This window comes from Peredibacter starrii, assembly GCF_034259205.1.
Classification (GTDB): Bacteria; Bdellovibrionota; Bacteriovoracia; order Bacteriovoracales; family Bacteriovoracaceae; genus Peredibacter; species Peredibacter starrii.
In genome coordinates this window covers 1,345,176-1,361,694 of record NZ_CP139487.1, presented here as the reverse complement: position 1 = coordinate 1,361,694, position 16,519 = coordinate 1,345,176, and the positions used below count along the sequence as shown (strand labels likewise).

Annotated in this window: 16 protein-coding genes; 12 read left to right on the top strand and 4 right to left on the bottom strand. The window is 44.4% G+C overall.

Annotated elements, in window-relative coordinates:
* Nucleotides 1-20: 20 nt before the first annotated feature.
* From SOO65_RS06750 to SOO65_RS06720, 7 genes are all read left to right on the top strand, one after another.
* Entirely contained in the window at nt 21-1,406 is a 1,386-nt protein-coding gene (locus SOO65_RS06750) for a cryptochrome/photolyase family protein (protein WP_321398653.1), read from the top strand.
* 131 nt (nt 1,407-1,537) lie between these two features.
* On the top strand, nt 1,538-2,218 hold the full coding sequence (locus SOO65_RS06745) for a succinate dehydrogenase cytochrome b subunit (protein WP_321398651.1): 681 nt from the start codon (nt 1,538-1,540) through the stop codon (nt 2,216-2,218).
* A 7-nt stretch (nt 2,219-2,225) separates the two neighbouring features.
* Nucleotides 2,226-4,139: a fumarate reductase/succinate dehydrogenase flavoprotein subunit gene (locus SOO65_RS06740; RefSeq protein WP_407677000.1), complete on the top strand. Its 1,914-nt coding sequence runs from the start codon at nt 2,226-2,228 to the stop codon at nt 4,137-4,139.
* 28 nt (nt 4,140-4,167) lie between these two features.
* A complete protein-coding gene (locus SOO65_RS06735) occupies nt 4,168-4,941 on the top strand; it encodes a succinate dehydrogenase/fumarate reductase iron-sulfur subunit (protein WP_407676999.1) in 774 nt (257 codons plus the stop codon).
* Between the two features lie 38 nt (nt 4,942-4,979).
* A complete protein-coding gene (locus SOO65_RS06730; protein WP_321398643.1) occupies nt 4,980-5,825 on the top strand; it encodes an EamA family transporter in 846 nt (281 codons plus the stop codon).
* A gap of 31 nt (nt 5,826-5,856) precedes the next feature.
* On the top strand, nt 5,857-6,855 hold the full coding sequence (locus tag SOO65_RS06725; protein ID WP_321398641.1) for an alkaline phosphatase D family protein: 999 nt from the start codon (nt 5,857-5,859) through the stop codon (nt 6,853-6,855).
* 35 nt (nt 6,856-6,890) lie between these two features.
* Nucleotides 6,891-7,874 carry an alkaline phosphatase D family protein gene (locus SOO65_RS06720; protein WP_321398639.1) on the top strand — a complete coding sequence of 328 codons (984 nt, stop codon included), beginning with the start codon at nt 6,891-6,893 and terminating at the stop codon, nt 7,872-7,874.
* Nucleotides 7,875-7,914: 40 nt separating this feature from the next.
* Here the strand turns inward: SOO65_RS06720 and SOO65_RS06715 are convergent, their stop codons facing one another.
* Nucleotides 7,915-9,228 carry a hypothetical protein gene (locus SOO65_RS06715; RefSeq protein ID WP_321398637.1) on the bottom strand — a complete coding sequence of 438 codons (1,314 nt, stop codon included), beginning with the start codon at nt 9,226-9,228 and terminating at the stop codon, nt 7,915-7,917.
* A gap of 172 nt (nt 9,229-9,400) precedes the next feature.
* Between SOO65_RS06715 and SOO65_RS06710 the strand changes: the two genes are divergently transcribed.
* Complete coding sequence (locus SOO65_RS06710; protein ID WP_321398636.1) at nt 9,401-9,856, top strand: hypothetical protein; 456 nt, start codon at nt 9,401-9,403, stop codon at nt 9,854-9,856.
* A 158-nt stretch (nt 9,857-10,014) separates the two neighbouring features.
* Complete coding sequence (locus SOO65_RS06705) at nt 10,015-12,111, top strand: PKD domain-containing protein (protein ID WP_321398635.1); 2,097 nt, start codon at nt 10,015-10,017, stop codon at nt 12,109-12,111.
* Between the two features lie 40 nt (nt 12,112-12,151).
* Here the strand turns inward: SOO65_RS06705 and SOO65_RS06700 are convergent, their stop codons facing one another.
* Nucleotides 12,152-12,505 (bottom strand): hypothetical protein, encoded by a 354-nt coding sequence (locus SOO65_RS06700; protein ID WP_321398633.1) that lies wholly within the window; start codon nt 12,503-12,505, stop codon nt 12,152-12,154.
* Nucleotides 12,506-12,728: 223 nt separating this feature from the next.
* Between SOO65_RS06700 and SOO65_RS06695 the strand changes: the two genes are divergently transcribed.
* From SOO65_RS06695 to SOO65_RS06685, 3 genes are read left to right on the top strand one after another with little or no spacing between them, the layout of a single operon-like run.
* Nucleotides 12,729-13,817: a DUF2786 domain-containing protein gene (locus SOO65_RS06695; RefSeq protein WP_321398631.1), complete on the top strand. Its 1,089-nt coding sequence runs from the start codon at nt 12,729-12,731 to the stop codon at nt 13,815-13,817.
* Nucleotides 13,818-13,826: 9 nt separating this feature from the next.
* On the top strand, nt 13,827-14,267 hold the full coding sequence (locus SOO65_RS06690; protein WP_321398629.1) for a PaaI family thioesterase: 441 nt from the start codon (nt 13,827-13,829) through the stop codon (nt 14,265-14,267).
* Entirely contained in the window at nt 14,245-14,631 is a 387-nt protein-coding gene (locus SOO65_RS06685; protein WP_321398627.1) for a DUF423 domain-containing protein, read from the top strand. Before SOO65_RS06690 ends, SOO65_RS06685 begins: the two co-directional genes overlap by 23 nt.
* Here SOO65_RS06685 and SOO65_RS06680 read toward each other — a convergent pair.
* Nucleotides 14,617-15,747 carry a hypothetical protein gene (locus SOO65_RS06680; RefSeq protein WP_321398622.1) on the bottom strand — a complete coding sequence of 377 codons (1,131 nt, stop codon included), beginning with the start codon at nt 15,745-15,747 and terminating at the stop codon, nt 14,617-14,619. The genes SOO65_RS06685 and SOO65_RS06680 overlap by 15 nt on opposite strands.
* A 40-nt stretch (nt 15,748-15,787) precedes the next feature.
* Nucleotides 15,788-16,492: a 7-carboxy-7-deazaguanine synthase QueE gene (locus SOO65_RS06675; RefSeq protein WP_321398620.1), complete on the bottom strand. Its 705-nt coding sequence runs from the start codon at nt 16,490-16,492 to the stop codon at nt 15,788-15,790.
* Nucleotides 16,493-16,519 lie beyond the last annotated feature (27 nt).

Genomic DNA, 16,519 nt, shown 5'->3' with positions numbered 1-16,519 from the left:
TTCTTTGGGAAAATCTTCTTATGAATCAACTCTGTTGGATAAGAAGAGACCTCCGTTTACATGATCATGCCGCCCTCTCCGATGCTTTGGAGAAAGGTGAAACCACAATTGTCTTTGTCTTCGATCCATTAATCCTGAATAAGCTCAAAGACACTCAAGATCGTCGCGTGACTTTCATTTATCAGTCATTAGAAGAAATGGAGAAAGAGGTTCAAAAGAAAGGTTCATCCATCATCATTCGCTATGGTGATCCGGTTGAAGAGATTCCAAAGCTTGCTCAAGAACTGAAAGTGTCTCGTGTGGTTTCAAATCGGGATTACGAACCCTACGCCAAAGATCGCGATACTAAAGTCGGAAAAAGACTGGCAGCGATGAATATTGCCTTCGAGCAATTTAAAGACAGTGTCTTTTATGAGAAACGCGAAGTCTTAACGAACACTGGTGGCATCTACAAAGTGTTTACTCCTTATAAGAATAAATGGATTGAAACCTTTGAGTCTCACGACAAAATCATTTCAAATTTTTCTTGTGATCTTAAAAAGCTCAGAGAATTTAAAAATCCTAAAAGTATTCTCAATCACAATTGGTACCAGGACATTGGCTTCATTGAAACACCTCCTCTATTAATTGGAGGAACGAAGGCGGGTCTCAAACGTTTAGAAAACTTTGAAGGAAAGCTTGACGGTTATAAAGAGGACCGGAATTTTCCGGCGATCAAAGGCACTTCTTATCTTTCGGTTTACATCCGTCATGGAAACATTTCTATTCGCGACATGGTTCGCATGGCGACTTCTCAGTCTTCAGAAGGTGCCCGGACCTGGTTATCGGAAATTATCTGGCGCGATTTTTATCAAATGATTCTCGATACTCATCCTTATATTGTGAAAGAGGCATTCAAACGCGAATACGATCAGATTAAGTGGTTGGGTGAACCAAAACACTTCAAGGCCTGGTGTGAAGGTGAAACTGGCTTTCCTATTATAGACGCGGCCATGCGCTGTTTTAATCAGACCGGCATGATGCATAATAGACTTCGGATGGTGGTGGCCTCATTCCTTTGCAAAACACTTTTAATTGATTGGCGCAAAGGTGAGCAGTATTTCGCGGAAAAACTTTTGGATTACGATCTCGCCGCCAACAACGGAGGCTGGCAATGGTCTTCAAGCTCTGGCTGCGATGCCCAGCCCTATTTCCGCATCTTTAACCCCTATTCTCAGAGTGAAAAGTTCGATCCCAAAGGAGAATTCATCCGTCAGTGGGTTCCAGAGCTTGCTCACCTGAGTGCCAAAGAGATCCATCAACCTGATCTAAATCATGCTCCTGATTATCCTCTTCCAATTGTAAGTTATGAACTCAATCGCCAACGTTGTTTGACTATGTATTCAGTTGTTAAAAATGCCAAATAACGCTTTGTATTAGTCGGCTAAAAAAATCAAATTCTCGACTGACAACTTGTTCAAATCTGGTACTCTAAATTCAATTAAATTCAGACGTATATCCATCCATTTCTTTCGTTTTTCAAAGGGAGTTCTTTCGTATGATGACATCTGCTGTTAATCATTACCTCGGTTCTTCCATCGGTAGAAAACAGTTAGTGGCCGTTACTGGTCTACTTCTCTGCGGATTTCTTGTGGGTCACCTCTCAGGAAACTTTTTACTTATGGTCGGTCCGGATGCTTTCAACCTCTACAGTCACAAGTTGATTTCACTAGGCGCACTTCTGTGGCTTATTGAAGCTGGTCTTGGTCTGGTTTTCCTGGTTCACCTTGGTCTTGCTATCAAGCTTACTATCGAGAACAAAAAAGCTCGCGGTGTTCAAAAATACGCGGTTAAGAGAAACACTGGCCGTGGAACGACATTCATGTCGGCAACGATGCCTTACACTGGTCTAGTTCTTCTTGTGTTCATCATTCTTCACCTTATGAATCTTAAATTCGGTGCTTATTACGAAACTACTGTTGGTGGTGTTGTAATGAGAGATATCTATCGCACGACGATGGAATACTTCGCGAATCCAGTAAACGTAGCTTGGTATGTAGTAGCAATGGTATGTGCTGCTCTTCACACTGCTCACGGTTTCGCTTCTGCGTTCCAATCACTTGGACTTAACCACGGAAGATATTATCCAAAAATTAAACTTATCGGTTACGTGTATGCTGTAGCAGTTGGCGGAGGCTTTGCTTTCCTTTCTGTATGGGCGTATCTGAAGGGAGTGTAATATGACTATTAATCTAGACGCAAAAATCCCTGCTGGTGAACTTAAAGACAAATGGGACAAGCATAAATTTGATATGAAACTTGTGAACCCAGCTAACAAGCGTAAGTTCACAGTAATCGTAGTTGGTACTGGTCTTGCTGGTGGTTCTGCTGCTGCAACTCTTGCAGAACTTGGTTACAACGTTCTTTCATTCTGTATTCAAGATTCACCTCGTCGCGCTCACTCGATCGCAGCTCAAGGTGGTATCAACGCTGCTAAGAACTATCCTAACGATGGTGACTCAATTAAGCGTCTTTTCTACGATACCGTTAAAGGTGGAGATTACCGCGCACGTGAAGCAAACGTTTATCGTCTTGCTCAAGTGTCGACGAACATCATCGATCAGATGGTTGCTCAAGGTGTTCCATTCGCTCGTGAATACGGCGGATACCTGGATAACCGTTCATTCGGTGGTTCTCAAGTTTCTCGTACATTCTACGCTCGCGGACAAACTGGTCAGCAGCTTCTTCTTGGTTGTTACTCAGGCATGATGAAAATGGTGTCTAAGGGCAAGATTAAGATGTTCAACCGTCGCGAGATGATGGACCTTGTAACGATCAACGGTAAAGCACGCGGTATTATCGTTCGTAACCTTCTTACTGGTGAGCTTGAAAGATACGCAGCTGATGCTGTTATCCTTGCAACTGGTGGTTACGGTAACGTTTACTTCCTATCTACAAACGCCATGACATCAAACGCTTCAGCAGCGTGGAGATGTTATAAGCGTGGTGCTGCTTTCGCTAACCCATGTTTCACTCAGATTCACCCTACTTGTATTCCAGTTCACGGTGACTACCAGTCTAAGCTAACACTTATGTCTGAATCACTTCGTAACGATGGTCGCGTATGGGTTCCAAAAGCTGTTGGTGACAAACGTAAACCGGAACAAATTCCTGATGAAGAGCGTGACTACTACCTAGAGCGCGTTTACCCTTCATTCGGTAACCTTGCTCCACGTGACGTTTCTTCTCGTCAAGCTAAGTACCGTTACGATGAAGGTAAAGGCGTAGGTCCAACTGGCCAAGCTGTTTACCTTGATTTCCGTGATGCGATTAAGCGTGATGGTAAAGAAGTGATTGCCGGCAAATACGGTAACCTTTTTGAAATGTATGAGCGTATTACTGGTGACGATCCTTATAAGACACCGATGATGATTTATCCTGCGGTTCACTACACAATGGGTGGTCTATGGGTAGATTATAACCTTCAGTCGACAGTTGAAGGTCTTCACGTTCTTGGTGAAGCAAACTTCTCTGACCACGGTGCAAACCGTCTAGGTGCTTCTGCACTTATGCAAGGTCTGGCCGATGGTTACTTCGTAGCTCCAAACACAATCTCTAACTACCTTGCTTCAACTCCACTTGAGAAAGTGACAATTGAAGACAACGCATTCAAAGATGCTGAGCAAGCAGTAATGCTTCAGACGTCAAAACTTCTTGGCGTTAAAGGTAAGCGTACGGTTGATGATTTCCACAAAGCTCTTGGCCACATTATGTGGGAGAAAGTGGGAATGGCCCGTAACGAGAAAGGTCTTAAAGAAGCAATCGATGGCATCAGAAAACTTCGTGAAGAATTCTGGAAAGACGTTAACGTTCCAGGTGACACAGGTAACTTCAACATCGAACTTCATAAAGCAACTCGTGTAGCTGACTTCCTTGAACTTGGCGAGCTTATGGCCCTAGACGCTCTTGAGCGTCGTGAGTCTTGTGGTGGTCACTTCCGTGAAGAATACCAGACTCCGGATGGAGAAGCTCAACGTGACGATGAAAACTTCGCTCACGCAGCTGTTTGGGAATACACAGGTCCAAACTCAAGCCCGATTCGTCACAAAGAAGAATTGAAGTTTGAGAATGTTAAACTAGCTACTCGTTCTTACAAATAAGGAGAGCCCCATGGCTTCTGAAAATACAATGACTCTAAACCTGAAGATCTGGCGCCAACAAGGCCAGAACGCTGAAGGTAAACTAGTAGACTACCGTGTAGATCACGTTAGTCCTGATATGTCTTTCCTTGAAATGATCGACGTTCTTAACGAGCAACTAGTTCGTAAAGGCGAAGATCCAATCGCTTTCGATCACGACTGTCGCGAAGGTATTTGCGGTATGTGTTCAATGATGATTGACGGTAAAGCTCACGGCGGTTTCAAGAACACGACAACTTGTCAGGTTCACATGAGACTTTACAAGAACGGCGATACAATCGTAATCGAGCCGTTCCGTGCTCAAGCTTTCCCTATCATCAAAGACCTTACAGTTGATCGTTCTTCGATTGATAAAGTAATGATCAAAGGTGGATACATCTCTGCTAACACTGGTAACGCTCAGGATGCGAACGCAATTCTTATTCCTAAGCCAGTTGCTGATGAAGCAATGGATGCCGCTGCTTGTATCGGTTGTGGTGCTTGTGTTGCTTCTTGTCCGAACGGTTCAGGAATGCTTTTCATGGGAGCGAAAATCTCTCAACTTGCACTTCTTCCACAAGGTCAGCCGGAAGCTCCTCAACGTGCCCTTAAAATGGTTCAGGAACACGACATGCTTGGTTTCGGTAACTGTACGACTCACGCTGAGTGTGAAGCTACTTGTCCGAAAGGCATTTCAATCGAGCACATCGCTCGCATGAACCGTGAATACCTTAAAGCGGCCTTCTCGTACCACGAGAAGAATCGTTCTGAAGGTGGAGCATAATTCTTTCCATAATGGGGTCCGAAAGGACCCCTTTTAGTATGAACAGATTTTTTCCAATTCTCATTCTCATCCTCGCCATGTGCTCCATTCAATTCGGGGCCTCTGTCGCTAAAAAACTCTTTCCTATCGCCGGAACTGCGGGAGCTTCATCTCTGCGTTTGATGTTCGCGAGTATCATGATGGTTTTAGCTTTTAGACCCTGGCGTGTGAAGTTCTCTCAAAACGAATGGAAGAGTCTTGCTTTATATGGAGTCTCATTGGGACTCATGAATCTTTCTTTTTACTACGCTCTTCAAAAAATCCCTCTAGGGATTGCAGTGGCGCTAGAGTTCACTGGTCCACTCGCAGTGGCGATCTTCTCTTCAAAAAGAAAGATTGATTACCTTTGGGTCGTACTTGCAGCAGTTGGTATTTTTCTTCTCTTACCAAAGTCAGACGGCCCGGGTGCACTTGATCCCATGGGAATGTTCTTTGCACTTCTCGCGGGATTTTTCTGGGCCCTCTATATTATCTTCGGCAAAAAAGCAGGAGACAGTCATAGCGGTGGAATTGCTTCTGCCATGGGAATGGGTTTTGCTGCCATCGTCGTACTGCCTTTTGGTCTTGCGGTAGATGCATCCCGAATGTTTACCGCCGAAGCTCTGCCTCTTGGTCTATTCATCGCCCTTTTTGGCAGCGCCATCCCTTACTCGCTTGAAATGATGGCCCTCAAAAAAATGCCCACAAAAACATTTGGTGTCCTCATGAGTCTTGAGCCCGCGGTCGCGAGTTTAATGGGACTTATCTTTTTAAGTGAGCATTTATCTCTGCTTCAATGGACGGCCATTATGTGTGTCATCATCTCTTCATTGGGCAGCACCCTCGCATCGACAGAACAACATTGAAGATGCAATGATCCCTCCGCCGGAGGTGACCATGCGTTGGATAATCGCTTTGATTTTGCTTCTATCCGGAATCGATGCCTTCTCTGAAACGAACAATGAAAGGATTAGTTCCATTAAGGAATTAAAACGCTTCGTCTTTGGTTCCTGCAACAATCAGAATGATCCTCAACCTCTCTGGAATGAGATGGCGAAAGTAAAACCTGATCTTTTTATCTGGGGTGGAGACAATGTCTATGCCGACAAACAGAATAAAAACTTAAAGGCCGCTTTTGATAAGCAGAATCAAATTCCGGATTACATTCATTTTAAAAAGAAATTTCCCTTCATCGGTATTTGGGACGATCATGACTTCGCCACTAACAATGCTAATGGACACTTCGAGTATAAAGATCGCAGTCAAAAACTCCTCTTGGATTTTTTGGAAGAACCAGCAAACTCACCTCGGCGTAAACAACAGGGCATCTATACCAGTTACACTTTTGGTAAAACGAAATTCATCCTTTTAGATAATCGCTATTTTATGGATGTGGAAACCCATGCTCCAATGTTGGGTGGAACTCAATGGCAGTGGCTCGAAGAAGAACTGAGACGTTCCACTTCAAAACTCACTTTCATCATGGCGGGCCTCTCCATCCTCTCACCAGTGCACCCATTTTCGGATGGATCATGGGCCAACTATCCCACCGAGCGCGATCGCTTGTTAGAATTAGTTGAGAAACATCGAGCAAAGGGAGTTGTTTTCTTAACTGGTGACATGCATTTCTCCAGCATCTTTCATCGTCATGGCCATCTGGAATTTATGTCGAGTGGAATGACTCACAGAGTGCCACAAGTACTCTGGTGGTATTTAGGGCGCCGTTATGAAACCTCTTTCTTTGGTTTAAATTACGGACAAGTCGATATCCAGTGGGAAGGTTCAGTGCCGCTTGTGACCATGATGATTCGTGATCGCTACGGCAACGAGTATCACAAGAAGACATTTCGCTTTGAGAAGAACGATTGGTTCGAAGCACCATCCAATTCTGAGTAAATAGTGCAAGGATTCCCTCCCACCCAGGAGGCCATATGCAAATCTTTGCACTGCTCTTACTGCTCTCACTTTCTTCTTTCGCTCAAACCAATCACGACCGACTCTCCAATCTCACCACCATCAAACGTTTCGCTTTCGGCTCCTGCAATGATCAGAATGACAAACAGCCTTTGTGGAACGACGTGATTAAACAAAAACCTGATCTTTGGGTCTGGGGAGGAGACAACATTTACGCAGATTGGGGAAAGTCAGATGCATTGGAGCGGGCCTACAAAATTCAAAATGCCAAACCCGATTATGCAAAATTTAAATCCATGACCCCTATGATCGGAACCTGGGACGATCATGATTACGCTTACAACAATGCCGATGGAAATCTTGCCTTCAAAAAAAAGAGCCAGTCCCTCCACTTGGATTTTTTTGATGTGCCGGCCGATTCTCCACGAAGACTTCAAGAAGGAATTTATACGAGCCATCAATTTCTGGGTGAAGGCGGACAAAAAATAAAATTCATCATTCTTGATAATCGCTATTTTAAAGACGTAGATCCAAAAGCACCAATGCTCGGAGAAACTCAATGGCAGTGGCTCGAGGATGAACTTAAAACGAGTACCGCTGATTTACATTTTTTTGTCGTGGGCCTCTCAGTCTTCTCACCTACTCTTCCTTACACCGAAGAATGGTGGCATTACCCGAAAGAAGTAGAGCGCATGCAAAAGGTTTTAAAAGACGTGAAGGCCCCCGTTTTTCTCACTGGTGATAAACACTTCTCGAGTATTTTTAAATATTGGGGCCAATTAGAGTTTCTCTCCAGTGGCATGACCCATACAGTGAATCGCAAGGCCTGGTGGTACATAGGAAGAAAATATCCAAAAACATTTTTTGGTATCTCTTACGGACAAGTGGATATCTCTTGGGCAGATAGTATGCCGATCTTAAAAATGTCCATTCGAAATGCTTCCGGCAGAGACATTCATCCAACGACCTGGAGATGGGAGAAAGGAAATTGGATCAAATGAAAAGGGCCAGGAGTTTCCTCCCGGCCCCCAAAAGGGAGTATCACTTGAGCTCTACGAAAATGCCTTCGTATTGCTTCTCAGTGTCTGGTTTCTTGGCGTTCATGATTTCACCTTGAAGCATCAGTTTGCTTCCTAGTTTGATATTCATGCGCATGTTTTTCTTCTGAGGCTCATTCTGAATGAGACCTTTTAGATCAACACTTAGAGCGGCCTTGTTTTCAACCTGACCGAGTTCAGCTTTTGCACTTGGGTATTCTGCCTTCGCTTCAGCAATTGTTTTTAACTTCGTAAGAAGCGAGTTATGAGTAATTTGAAGATCCACTGAACCTTGCGAGCTCACCCCACCTTCCATCACCACAATCAATTTTTGAGACGCGGCCTCAATATGTGCACTTTCAATGGCAGTCGGGAAAGAAATAGGAAGCATACGCGCCTCTAACACTTCCAGAACCAGAGAACCTTTGAGCACGATTTCTTTTTCAGTAGCAGAAGCAATTTTGACTTCTTTCTTTTTAAGCACCACGAATGCCTGTGGTTCTTTAAGAAGCTTGGCCTCCATCGCGAATGCAGTCATCGCAGGAGTTGTTTCTTTCACCACCACACTCATTGGGAACTCTTCCACCAGACCGTTAGTCAGGATTTGAACGTTCACTTCGGAGCGAATGGTCTTCTCAGATGTACGGTTTTCCATGCGAGTTTGAGTACATGCATAAGACTCAGATGAGTATTGAGTTTCCATGCCACAAACGTTTTCAGAGTAAGGAATATCAGTACACTCACGACGGCTTGGAACTGTTTCACAACGACGTCGAGTCACAGAATCACATTCCTGATCAGTATAAGTTACGCTTCGACATACACGCTCTCCCGGTACGTCATGACAGGCCATGCCTCCACCAACTTCTGTACAGTGCTCACCCGGTCTCACATCAGTACACACACGACGTCCGTCTGGGCGAGTTTGACAAATTTGTCTGGCGGGACGTTCAGTACAGATTCTACGAGTAGGTTGTTGCTGGCACACTCTTCGGCTTGGGCCGCTTGAGCATTCTTGACGAGTGCGGATCACAGGACGACAAACACGATCAGATTCATTCCAGCATCGTTCAGAAGAAGGAATGGTCGAGCATGATTGCCTGTAACGAGTGACATCACGACAGACGCGGACTTCATGAGGAATTTGACGAGTACAGGTACTTGGAAATTCCACTGGCACTTGTGTGACCTGTGTGACTTTCTTTTCACCCTTTAAAACCTCAGCGTTCTGACCTGAAAACGTGAATTGCGTTTCGACCTGAGCGGAAGTCATCACTGGAAACAATAGGCAAAGAGACAACAGTAAGTTGCGAATCATCGTGGACACTCCTTGTGTATACTTGAGCGCAACCGTTGCAATTAGAATGCCACTTTCTATGAAAATATTTCTCGACACTTGACGCGAGACGCATTGTTACTGGGGCCAGTTTGACTTTGACAGTCTGGGGCCACGAATGCTGCAATTATTGAAATCAATATAAGGAGAACCCATGCGTTTCATCGCTACCTTCGCGCTATTTACTTCTGTATCTGCATTCGCTTGCCCGGATCTTTCTGGCACATATACAAGCTGTCGTTCACAAACTGGTAATACTGCCGGTTCAACAGACGTTGTGATCACTCAGGCAATCCAAAATAAAGTCACAACTTACTCAGTGACTTCTACTGATCCTGAGACAAATGAACGTAAGACTGAAACTTACCGTGCTGATGGACGCCTTGTTTCTGAAACAATCACTGACCCAGATAGCGGCATGACGATCTCTATGAGTTCAGTTGTTAAGTGTGTGAACAACACCGTGAACATGAATATGAAAGTAACGATGGCGGGCCAGCAAGTGGCGAACATGACCACTGTTATGAGCAAGGCCAATAAGCAACTTACGATGAAAATGACTGGCAAGAACTTTGATGAGCCAATCAATGAAACATTAATCTGCGAATAAAATTAAGGGCCTTCGGGCCCTTTTTTTTAGACTGTGGAATGAGTGTGTAAAGATATTCCGAGCAAACCATTCTTTGTCACTGACCAAAAAGTTTTTAAGCTTTCTCCAAATACAAATCTTTTTCATAATCAGGTCTCACATCACGAGGAGACCCCCAAATGACCAACAGGAAGTTGATCGTTCCCGCCCTACTTTTAACTCTTTCATTCTCAGAAGCGAATGCGAGACCCGGGCTAAAACCAGTCACGAAAAACGAACTTAAATACATGCAAAAAGAACTTGGTATTAAACGTATCAAGCGCGTGAAACCCAATACCTTGGGACTGAAACGAGTGAATGCAGAAAGGGCCCGTAAAGGTCTATCTGAATTACCTACTTCGGCCATGAAGTACGGGAAAGAAACTGAAGTTGATTCAGTTTCCGATGTTGACTCTGAATTAGTGGGCGCCATTTCAAGTGAAGTCTCAACAGAAGATTTCGGTGGAGCCATGCCATCGGCAGTTGATAACAGCTTATTACCTTCTTTCCCTACCATCGGTAATCAGATCCTAGGATCCTGTGCCGCTTGGGCCATGGGATATTATCAGCACTCACACAATAATGGTCTGGCCATGGGTTGGGTGAATAATACAACTACGGACAACACTCACAAGTGTTCAACCAAGTTTGTGTACAACATGATCAATGATGGTGTTGATGGAGGGGCATACTTTGCGGACGCTCTTTCAGTACTAGAAAAACATGGATGCGTTCCTTGGAATGTTTGGCCAGAAGATACGAACTATCGTGAATGGAACACAAACTTAGACCATCTTCAGACCGCTCTTTCACGCCGAAACAATCCGGCCCAATATATTACGAACGTTGATACGGCCGCGGGTCTTGAGCAGGTAAAACAGCTTTTGAACAACGGCTATGTTCTGACTTACGGAACTTATATTACATCATGGACCTACACTACGATCAAGGCCGATCCAGCTCAGACTTCAAACCCTCTCGCGGGTCAGCAGGTCATGCGCTATATGAACGGCACAGTTGATGGTCACGGGATGACGATTGTTGGATATGATGACAACGCTTGGGTCGACATCAACAATAACAACGTGGTTGATGCCGGCGAGAAAGGTGTTTTAAAAATCGCGAACTCTTTCGGTACTTCATGGAAGAACAAAGGTTATGTCTTCCTTGCTTATGATGCTTTAAAAGCGGTTTCTGCCGTTCAAGGTGGACCAAGTTCAGGACGAGTGGCCGCCTTCATGTCAAATCGCGTTTACCACCAGGTGCCTCGATCAGCGAATGGAGTTGCTTATAAACCAAAATATCTTGCGAAATTTTCTCTTAACCACGCTAGACGAAACCAGCTGGCAGTGAAGTTCGGTTGGTCAACAACTGCCTATAGCTCTGCTACGAGCACTTTTACTCCGTTCATGCTTTATAACAAAGGCGGAGCTTATGCCTTTAACGGGACAACCACTGCGGTGACAAGTACCTTCCTCATGGATATTTCTGACCTGCCTTTCAATGGTTCAGATAATAAGGTTTATTTCACCATGACGGACAATTCGACTGGATACCCTGCCACCCTTTCTTCATTCGAAGTCATGGATGTGGTTAACTCAACTCAGTCTGCTGCCAGTATCCCAACTCCAGTTACGGCCGATGGAGGATCAAAAACTGTTTCAATGAATTACGTTCCCTCTAATGCGAACATGGCACCAGTGGCAAATATGACTGCTTCAGTGACTTCCGGTTATGCTCCACTTGCGGTGAATTTCGATGGTGGGGCCTCATCTGATTCAGATGGCACCATTGCTTCTTATTTTTGGAATTTCGGAGACGGCACGACCGCCTCAGGTGCTTATGTGACGAAGACCTACAACAACTCAGGAAGCTTCACGGCAACTCTGACTGTTACTGATAATGATGGAACAACTTCTAGCACAACCAAGACCATCAATGTTTCTGCGGTCTCAACGACAGACACCACGAAGCCAGTTGTGACTCTTACAAGTCCGGCCAATGGTGCGAAGTACGCTCGCTACGCCACAGTTCCTGCCGCTGCCACTGCGACTGATAACAAGGCAGTTACGAAGGTGATCTTTTATGTAAATGGATTCAAGAAGTGCACAGACTCCACTGCTCCATATACATGTAATTTCTCAATGCCTCGAGGAACAAGCGTTTCAGTGAAGGCACGTGCTTACGATGCCGCTAACAACTACGCCGATTCAAGTACAAATTATATTTCAAATTAATGAGGAGAAATGAAAAGGCCCTCGAAAGAGGGCCTTTTTTTTAGATTTCTTTTTTTGTATCGCAAAGAACTTCCGCCGCCACTTCACGGATTTCATCAATCAGATGACCTTCAAGTTTTGCTTCAGAAGTACAAGACTTAAGTACGATTTGAAAACCAAGAGCGTTTCCATCGAAACGAGTCTGACGGCCGAAGCTGCCACACTTAACTTTTGATTTCTCCATTGGAATTTCAAGCTGCTTATTGATCACAAGACTTTCTTCTTTGATCTCAATTGATTTAACACCAGTCACAGTCGTTTCTTTAAATTTACAATCTAGTGACAATGCAAATGCATTGTTCTGAAGAACTACTAGAACGAATAAAAATAGAGAAGCTGTGATGAGCTTTAACATTCCTTTCCTCCTTCATGTGGTATGGAATAATTAAGAAATAACAGGTTTTATCGATCTATGTAAGAAGTGCATTTTGGCACTATGAAGATTTTTTTTCGCTTCTGATTTCGAGTGGTTTCAGGAGTGACATTTTGGCACTTGTTCCTTTTTTCATAGTGAAAAATCAAGCTTTCTCTTACAACCTTCTGTAGACCTTAAATCTCCCAAGGTTTATGATGGGCCCATGCTTATCTACGATCAGACCACACTTGCTTTCACTCAAAAGGCCGAAGCTTTCCTGAAGGAAATCCTGATAGAGCTTGGCTTTGAAGTTAAACGTAACAGATTTGTTTGTAACAAATACCTCTTCCCCATCAATGTCGTGGCATTCGAGGGCAAGGAATGGGGACACTTTAATGCTCCCTACATGCAGATTGGTCTGAACCGTAAATTGATCTATCTGGCAAAGGACAGTGTCGTTCGAGATATCTTAAGACACGAGCTTGCCCACTACCTCACCAGCATTTACTACCCGAAGTTTACCACTTCCCATGGGCCAGAGTTCCGTGAGATCTGCCAACGCTTCAAATTTCCTGAAGACATTGCAAAAGCAACCATGGACCTAGAAACGGCCAATCTGGACAAAGAGGGAGACCTCTATTCCGAGAAGGTCCTGGAGAAGGTTAAAAAACTTTTACAACTCGCTCAAAGCTCAAATGCTCATGAAGCGGAGCTCGCCACTTTAAAGGCCAATGAGCTGCTTTTAAGACATAACCTGGATTATTTAAAGGGCCGCGAAGAGCCTATTTATATGGACCGCCTTCTGATCCAGGGCCGCAAAGACTCAAAGCTCTCTGCCATTTACGAAATTCTCCGTCACTTTATCGTGAAGCCAGTGATCTCTATGGGCCGCAATACCTGTTGCCTGGAGGTTTCAGGCACGCTTACGAACGTAAAGCTAGCGGGCTATGTGGCCAATTTCTTAAACCAGGAACTGGATCACATGTGGGAAGAGGCCAGAAAGGAATATGGCTTTTCGGGACTCCGTGAGAAAAACTCCTTTTTCTTAGGCGTGGCGAAGGGCTTCAATCTTAAAATGCAAAAGGCCAAGGAAAGTTATAGCACCGAGGACCGCAAGGCCCTGGTAGTGGTTGAAAAGCAGCTGGAAATAGATACACAGATGATTTACCGCCGTCTCACTTTTAGCCGCTCGGGTCATCAATCAGACGCCCGCGCCAATGAACTTGGGGTCATTAAAGGTCAGAACCTCACCATCCGGAATGCGGTGGAAGGCAAAGCAAAAAACCTTTTCCTCTCATTCTCAAAGTCTTAAACTTGAAGCATGAAAAGCTTCACCGAGATTTTTAAGTCCATTAATAAGTTTGACCAGGAAAACGAACTCACCTTTGAGATTCACTCTCCCGGTTCCATTACCTACAAAATGACGGTTAAAGAGAAGCACTTGAGTTCACCTAATATTGCTCATGGTGCAGTCATTGCGGGCTTTATGGATTGTGTGCTCGGTCTTTCCGCGCTTTCAGAAGCTGTGACTCGTGAGAACCTCACGTCGACAGTTGAATTCAAAATTAACTACATTCGTCCGGTGAAACTCGGTGAAGAACTGATTGGCACTGGAAAAGTAATTCACAAAGGTAAGAGTCTCATTATTAGTTCAGGAGAAATTCGCGTGGGCGGAGAACTCGTGGCCGTGGGGCAAGGAACATTTAACACTTACCCATTTGCTAAAAAGGACTTCTTAAATGACTTTACATCCGTTGGCTAAAAAATCCCTCGTTATTGGTTCTATGTTTCTATGCTTAGGTGTTTTAGTTGGTGCTTTCGGCGCCCACGGTTTAAAGAACATCGTCTCACCAGAGAAGCTAGTGACTTTTGAAACGGGTGTTCGCTATCACTTCTATCACGCGCTCGGGATGATTCTCATCGCGCTTGTTCAGCAAACTTTTCAAAATCTTCGTTTGAATGTCTCTTACTATTCGTTCTTCGTGGGGATTTTGCTCTTCTCTTGTAACTGCTACTTCTACGCATTGACTGACATCAAGACCTTCGCCATGGTGGTACCATTAGGCGGCCTTATGTTCGTCCTTGGCTGGGGAGCTTTAACTTTTCAGGCCCTAAAACTTAGGTAGTCCGAAACCACAGTTGTTTCTTAGATACACGTCGAATTCCTCGTCGGTCGGGAACTTGAATTCAATCGGGTTCACATCTAGTGGTAACCAGAAATCAGTTTTTGGACGACGGCACTTCTGGCCCGTTTGACCGTTCATAATCAGAACCTCGGCCGAACCAACTGTCCCGTACTCCATATCGATTTTGGTATTTTCAAATTGTCCAAGCTGAGGCGACTGTCCGCGAGCATTCACACGCAGAACCACACCACGACCTTGATACTTCAGATCTGGATACTTTCTCTTGAAGCGGTCCTTGGAAACATCAACCGGGCCTTCAGTGAAGACACCATCGATGATCTCTTTTGATTCTTTATGAAACACCATCTTCTCGCCGTTCGGAAGAGTCACATCAATCGAGCTTCCACGCTCCTCAAAGAGATGCACATTCTTTCTCGGGAAGAACCAGAAAATAGAATGCATGGTATGAGAAACCGTATCATTAGGAGCGTCGTACACTTCTAACGAAAGATTCTGACGAGCTTGTTCCGGATAATCAAAGTTGAACACACGTTGTGAATAAGGATTACGAGTGGCATCCACAATGCGGTTGTCCCCTGAGTTCTCAATTGAGAAACCGTCAGTTGGATGATTGGTATTCATTCCGTCACCAACTCGAGGATGCTGAAATGAATGCTGATTTAAAAGTTGCAGTTCATCCTTCACCGGAGCGATAGTTGTTTTTAGAATAATTTCCTTACTTACAACTCTTTCCTGCCAATCCACTCGCATACGAATGCTTCGGCTTTTCACTCGAGGAAGAATTTCTGTTTTATACACGCCCTGCTTGAGAGCGAAAGGTTTTGCTTCAACGTCTTCACTGGTTGAAAGAGTGAGATCACTCGGATCAACATCAGTTAGCAGACGACCTTGATCATCAAAAAGTTTTACGATGAGAAAAGTTGAATCCATTCCTGTTGCAAGAATCTGTGGATGCTTGAGCTCCCCTTCAATTCTTTTCACCACCACTTCTTCACGAGTCAGACTCGCTAAATAGCGCTTGGATGAAGTGTATTTAAACTTCAGAGGTGGAGTTTGAGCGCAGCTAAAAAGTAGGAATAGGGCCAGGTATCGCATGCCCTCTTATCGGATTTTAAAAGAAAAACTAAATAACTGATTAAACTAATTTGGCTTCAGGGCCGTAGACCCATTTATGTTGTTGGCCAATTACGCGAAAAGGCAGTCCGAACTGCTCATTAAGCTGCACAACTTGTTGAAATCTGTTCATTGGGAAGGCCTCTCCTGGCTCAAAACATGGAGTTAAACACCATGGAGCTGTCGGAGCTGAACCTTGAGCTTTAACGAAATGGAAGGCATCAAATGTGGCTTCGAAGTCTTTCTTATCTGCCACCACCGCTTTGATCTGGGCCTTGTGGCCGTATTCAAGAAGGAACTTCAGAAGAAGTTCTTTAGAAGTCTTCACTGTCGTTGATGGAGTTTTGAAATCGTAAGAAACAAAATCAACCTGATCAAAAACATCTTTCACAATACGAGTACCAGCGGCCTCAATATTGATGAAGTAACCACGATTCTTCAGCTCTTTGATCAGCTCGATCAGAGAGGGAATATGAGACGGATGAAGAGGATCTCCACCAGTGATAGAAACACGCTTGATAATATTTTGTGAAAGAGTCTCAACCTGTTCCATGACTTCGTCTAACGACTTTGTGTATGATGGATCGAAGTCCCAAGTTTCCTTGGTATCACAGTTCACACAACCTACGTGACAACCCTGAAAGCGCACGAAAATTTGAGGGATTCCAATATGGATTCCTTCGCCTTCGGTGGCACGATAGATAGAGTTGATGAGGAGTGTTGTCATGGGGGCGGAGTATAGCATAGTGGCGAA

What these genes read in the sequence shown, in the direction of transcription:
- SOO65_RS06680 (WP_321398622.1), bottom strand. Translation starts at nt 15,747, where the DNA reads ATGCGATACCTGGCCCTATTCCTACTTTTTAGCTGCGCTCAAACTCCA.
- SOO65_RS06715 (WP_321398637.1), bottom strand. Translation starts at nt 9,228, where the DNA reads ATGATTCGCAACTTACTGTTGTCTCTTTGCCTATTGTTTCCAGTGATG.
- SOO65_RS06725 (WP_321398641.1), top strand. Translation starts at nt 5,857, where the DNA reads ATGCGTTGGATAATCGCTTTGATTTTGCTTCTATCCGGAATCGATGCC.
- SOO65_RS06700 (WP_321398633.1), bottom strand. Translation starts at nt 12,505, where the DNA reads ATGTTAAAGCTCATCACAGCTTCTCTATTTTTATTCGTTCTAGTAGTT.
- SOO65_RS06705 (WP_321398635.1), top strand. Translation starts at nt 10,015, where the DNA reads ATGACCAACAGGAAGTTGATCGTTCCCGCCCTACTTTTAACTCTTTCA.
- SOO65_RS06750 (WP_321398653.1), top strand. Translation starts at nt 21, where the DNA reads ATGAATCAACTCTGTTGGATAAGAAGAGACCTCCGTTTACATGATCAT.
- SOO65_RS06695 (WP_321398631.1), top strand. Translation starts at nt 12,729, where the DNA reads ATGCTTATCTACGATCAGACCACACTTGCTTTCACTCAAAAGGCCGAA.
- SOO65_RS06720 (WP_321398639.1), top strand. Translation starts at nt 6,891, where the DNA reads ATGCAAATCTTTGCACTGCTCTTACTGCTCTCACTTTCTTCTTTCGCT.
- SOO65_RS06735 (WP_407676999.1), top strand. Translation starts at nt 4,168, where the DNA reads ATGACTCTAAACCTGAAGATCTGGCGCCAACAAGGCCAGAACGCTGAA.
- SOO65_RS06685 (WP_321398627.1), top strand. Translation starts at nt 14,245, where the DNA reads ATGACTTTACATCCGTTGGCTAAAAAATCCCTCGTTATTGGTTCTATG.
- SOO65_RS06690 (WP_321398629.1), top strand. Translation starts at nt 13,827, where the DNA reads ATGAAAAGCTTCACCGAGATTTTTAAGTCCATTAATAAGTTTGACCAG.
- SOO65_RS06710 (WP_321398636.1), top strand. Translation starts at nt 9,401, where the DNA reads ATGCGTTTCATCGCTACCTTCGCGCTATTTACTTCTGTATCTGCATTC.
- SOO65_RS06675 (WP_321398620.1), bottom strand. Translation starts at nt 16,492, where the DNA reads ATGACAACACTCCTCATCAACTCTATCTATCGTGCCACCGAAGGCGAA.
- SOO65_RS06730 (WP_321398643.1), top strand. Translation starts at nt 4,980, where the DNA reads ATGAACAGATTTTTTCCAATTCTCATTCTCATCCTCGCCATGTGCTCC.
- SOO65_RS06745 (WP_321398651.1), top strand. Translation starts at nt 1,538, where the DNA reads ATGATGACATCTGCTGTTAATCATTACCTCGGTTCTTCCATCGGTAGA.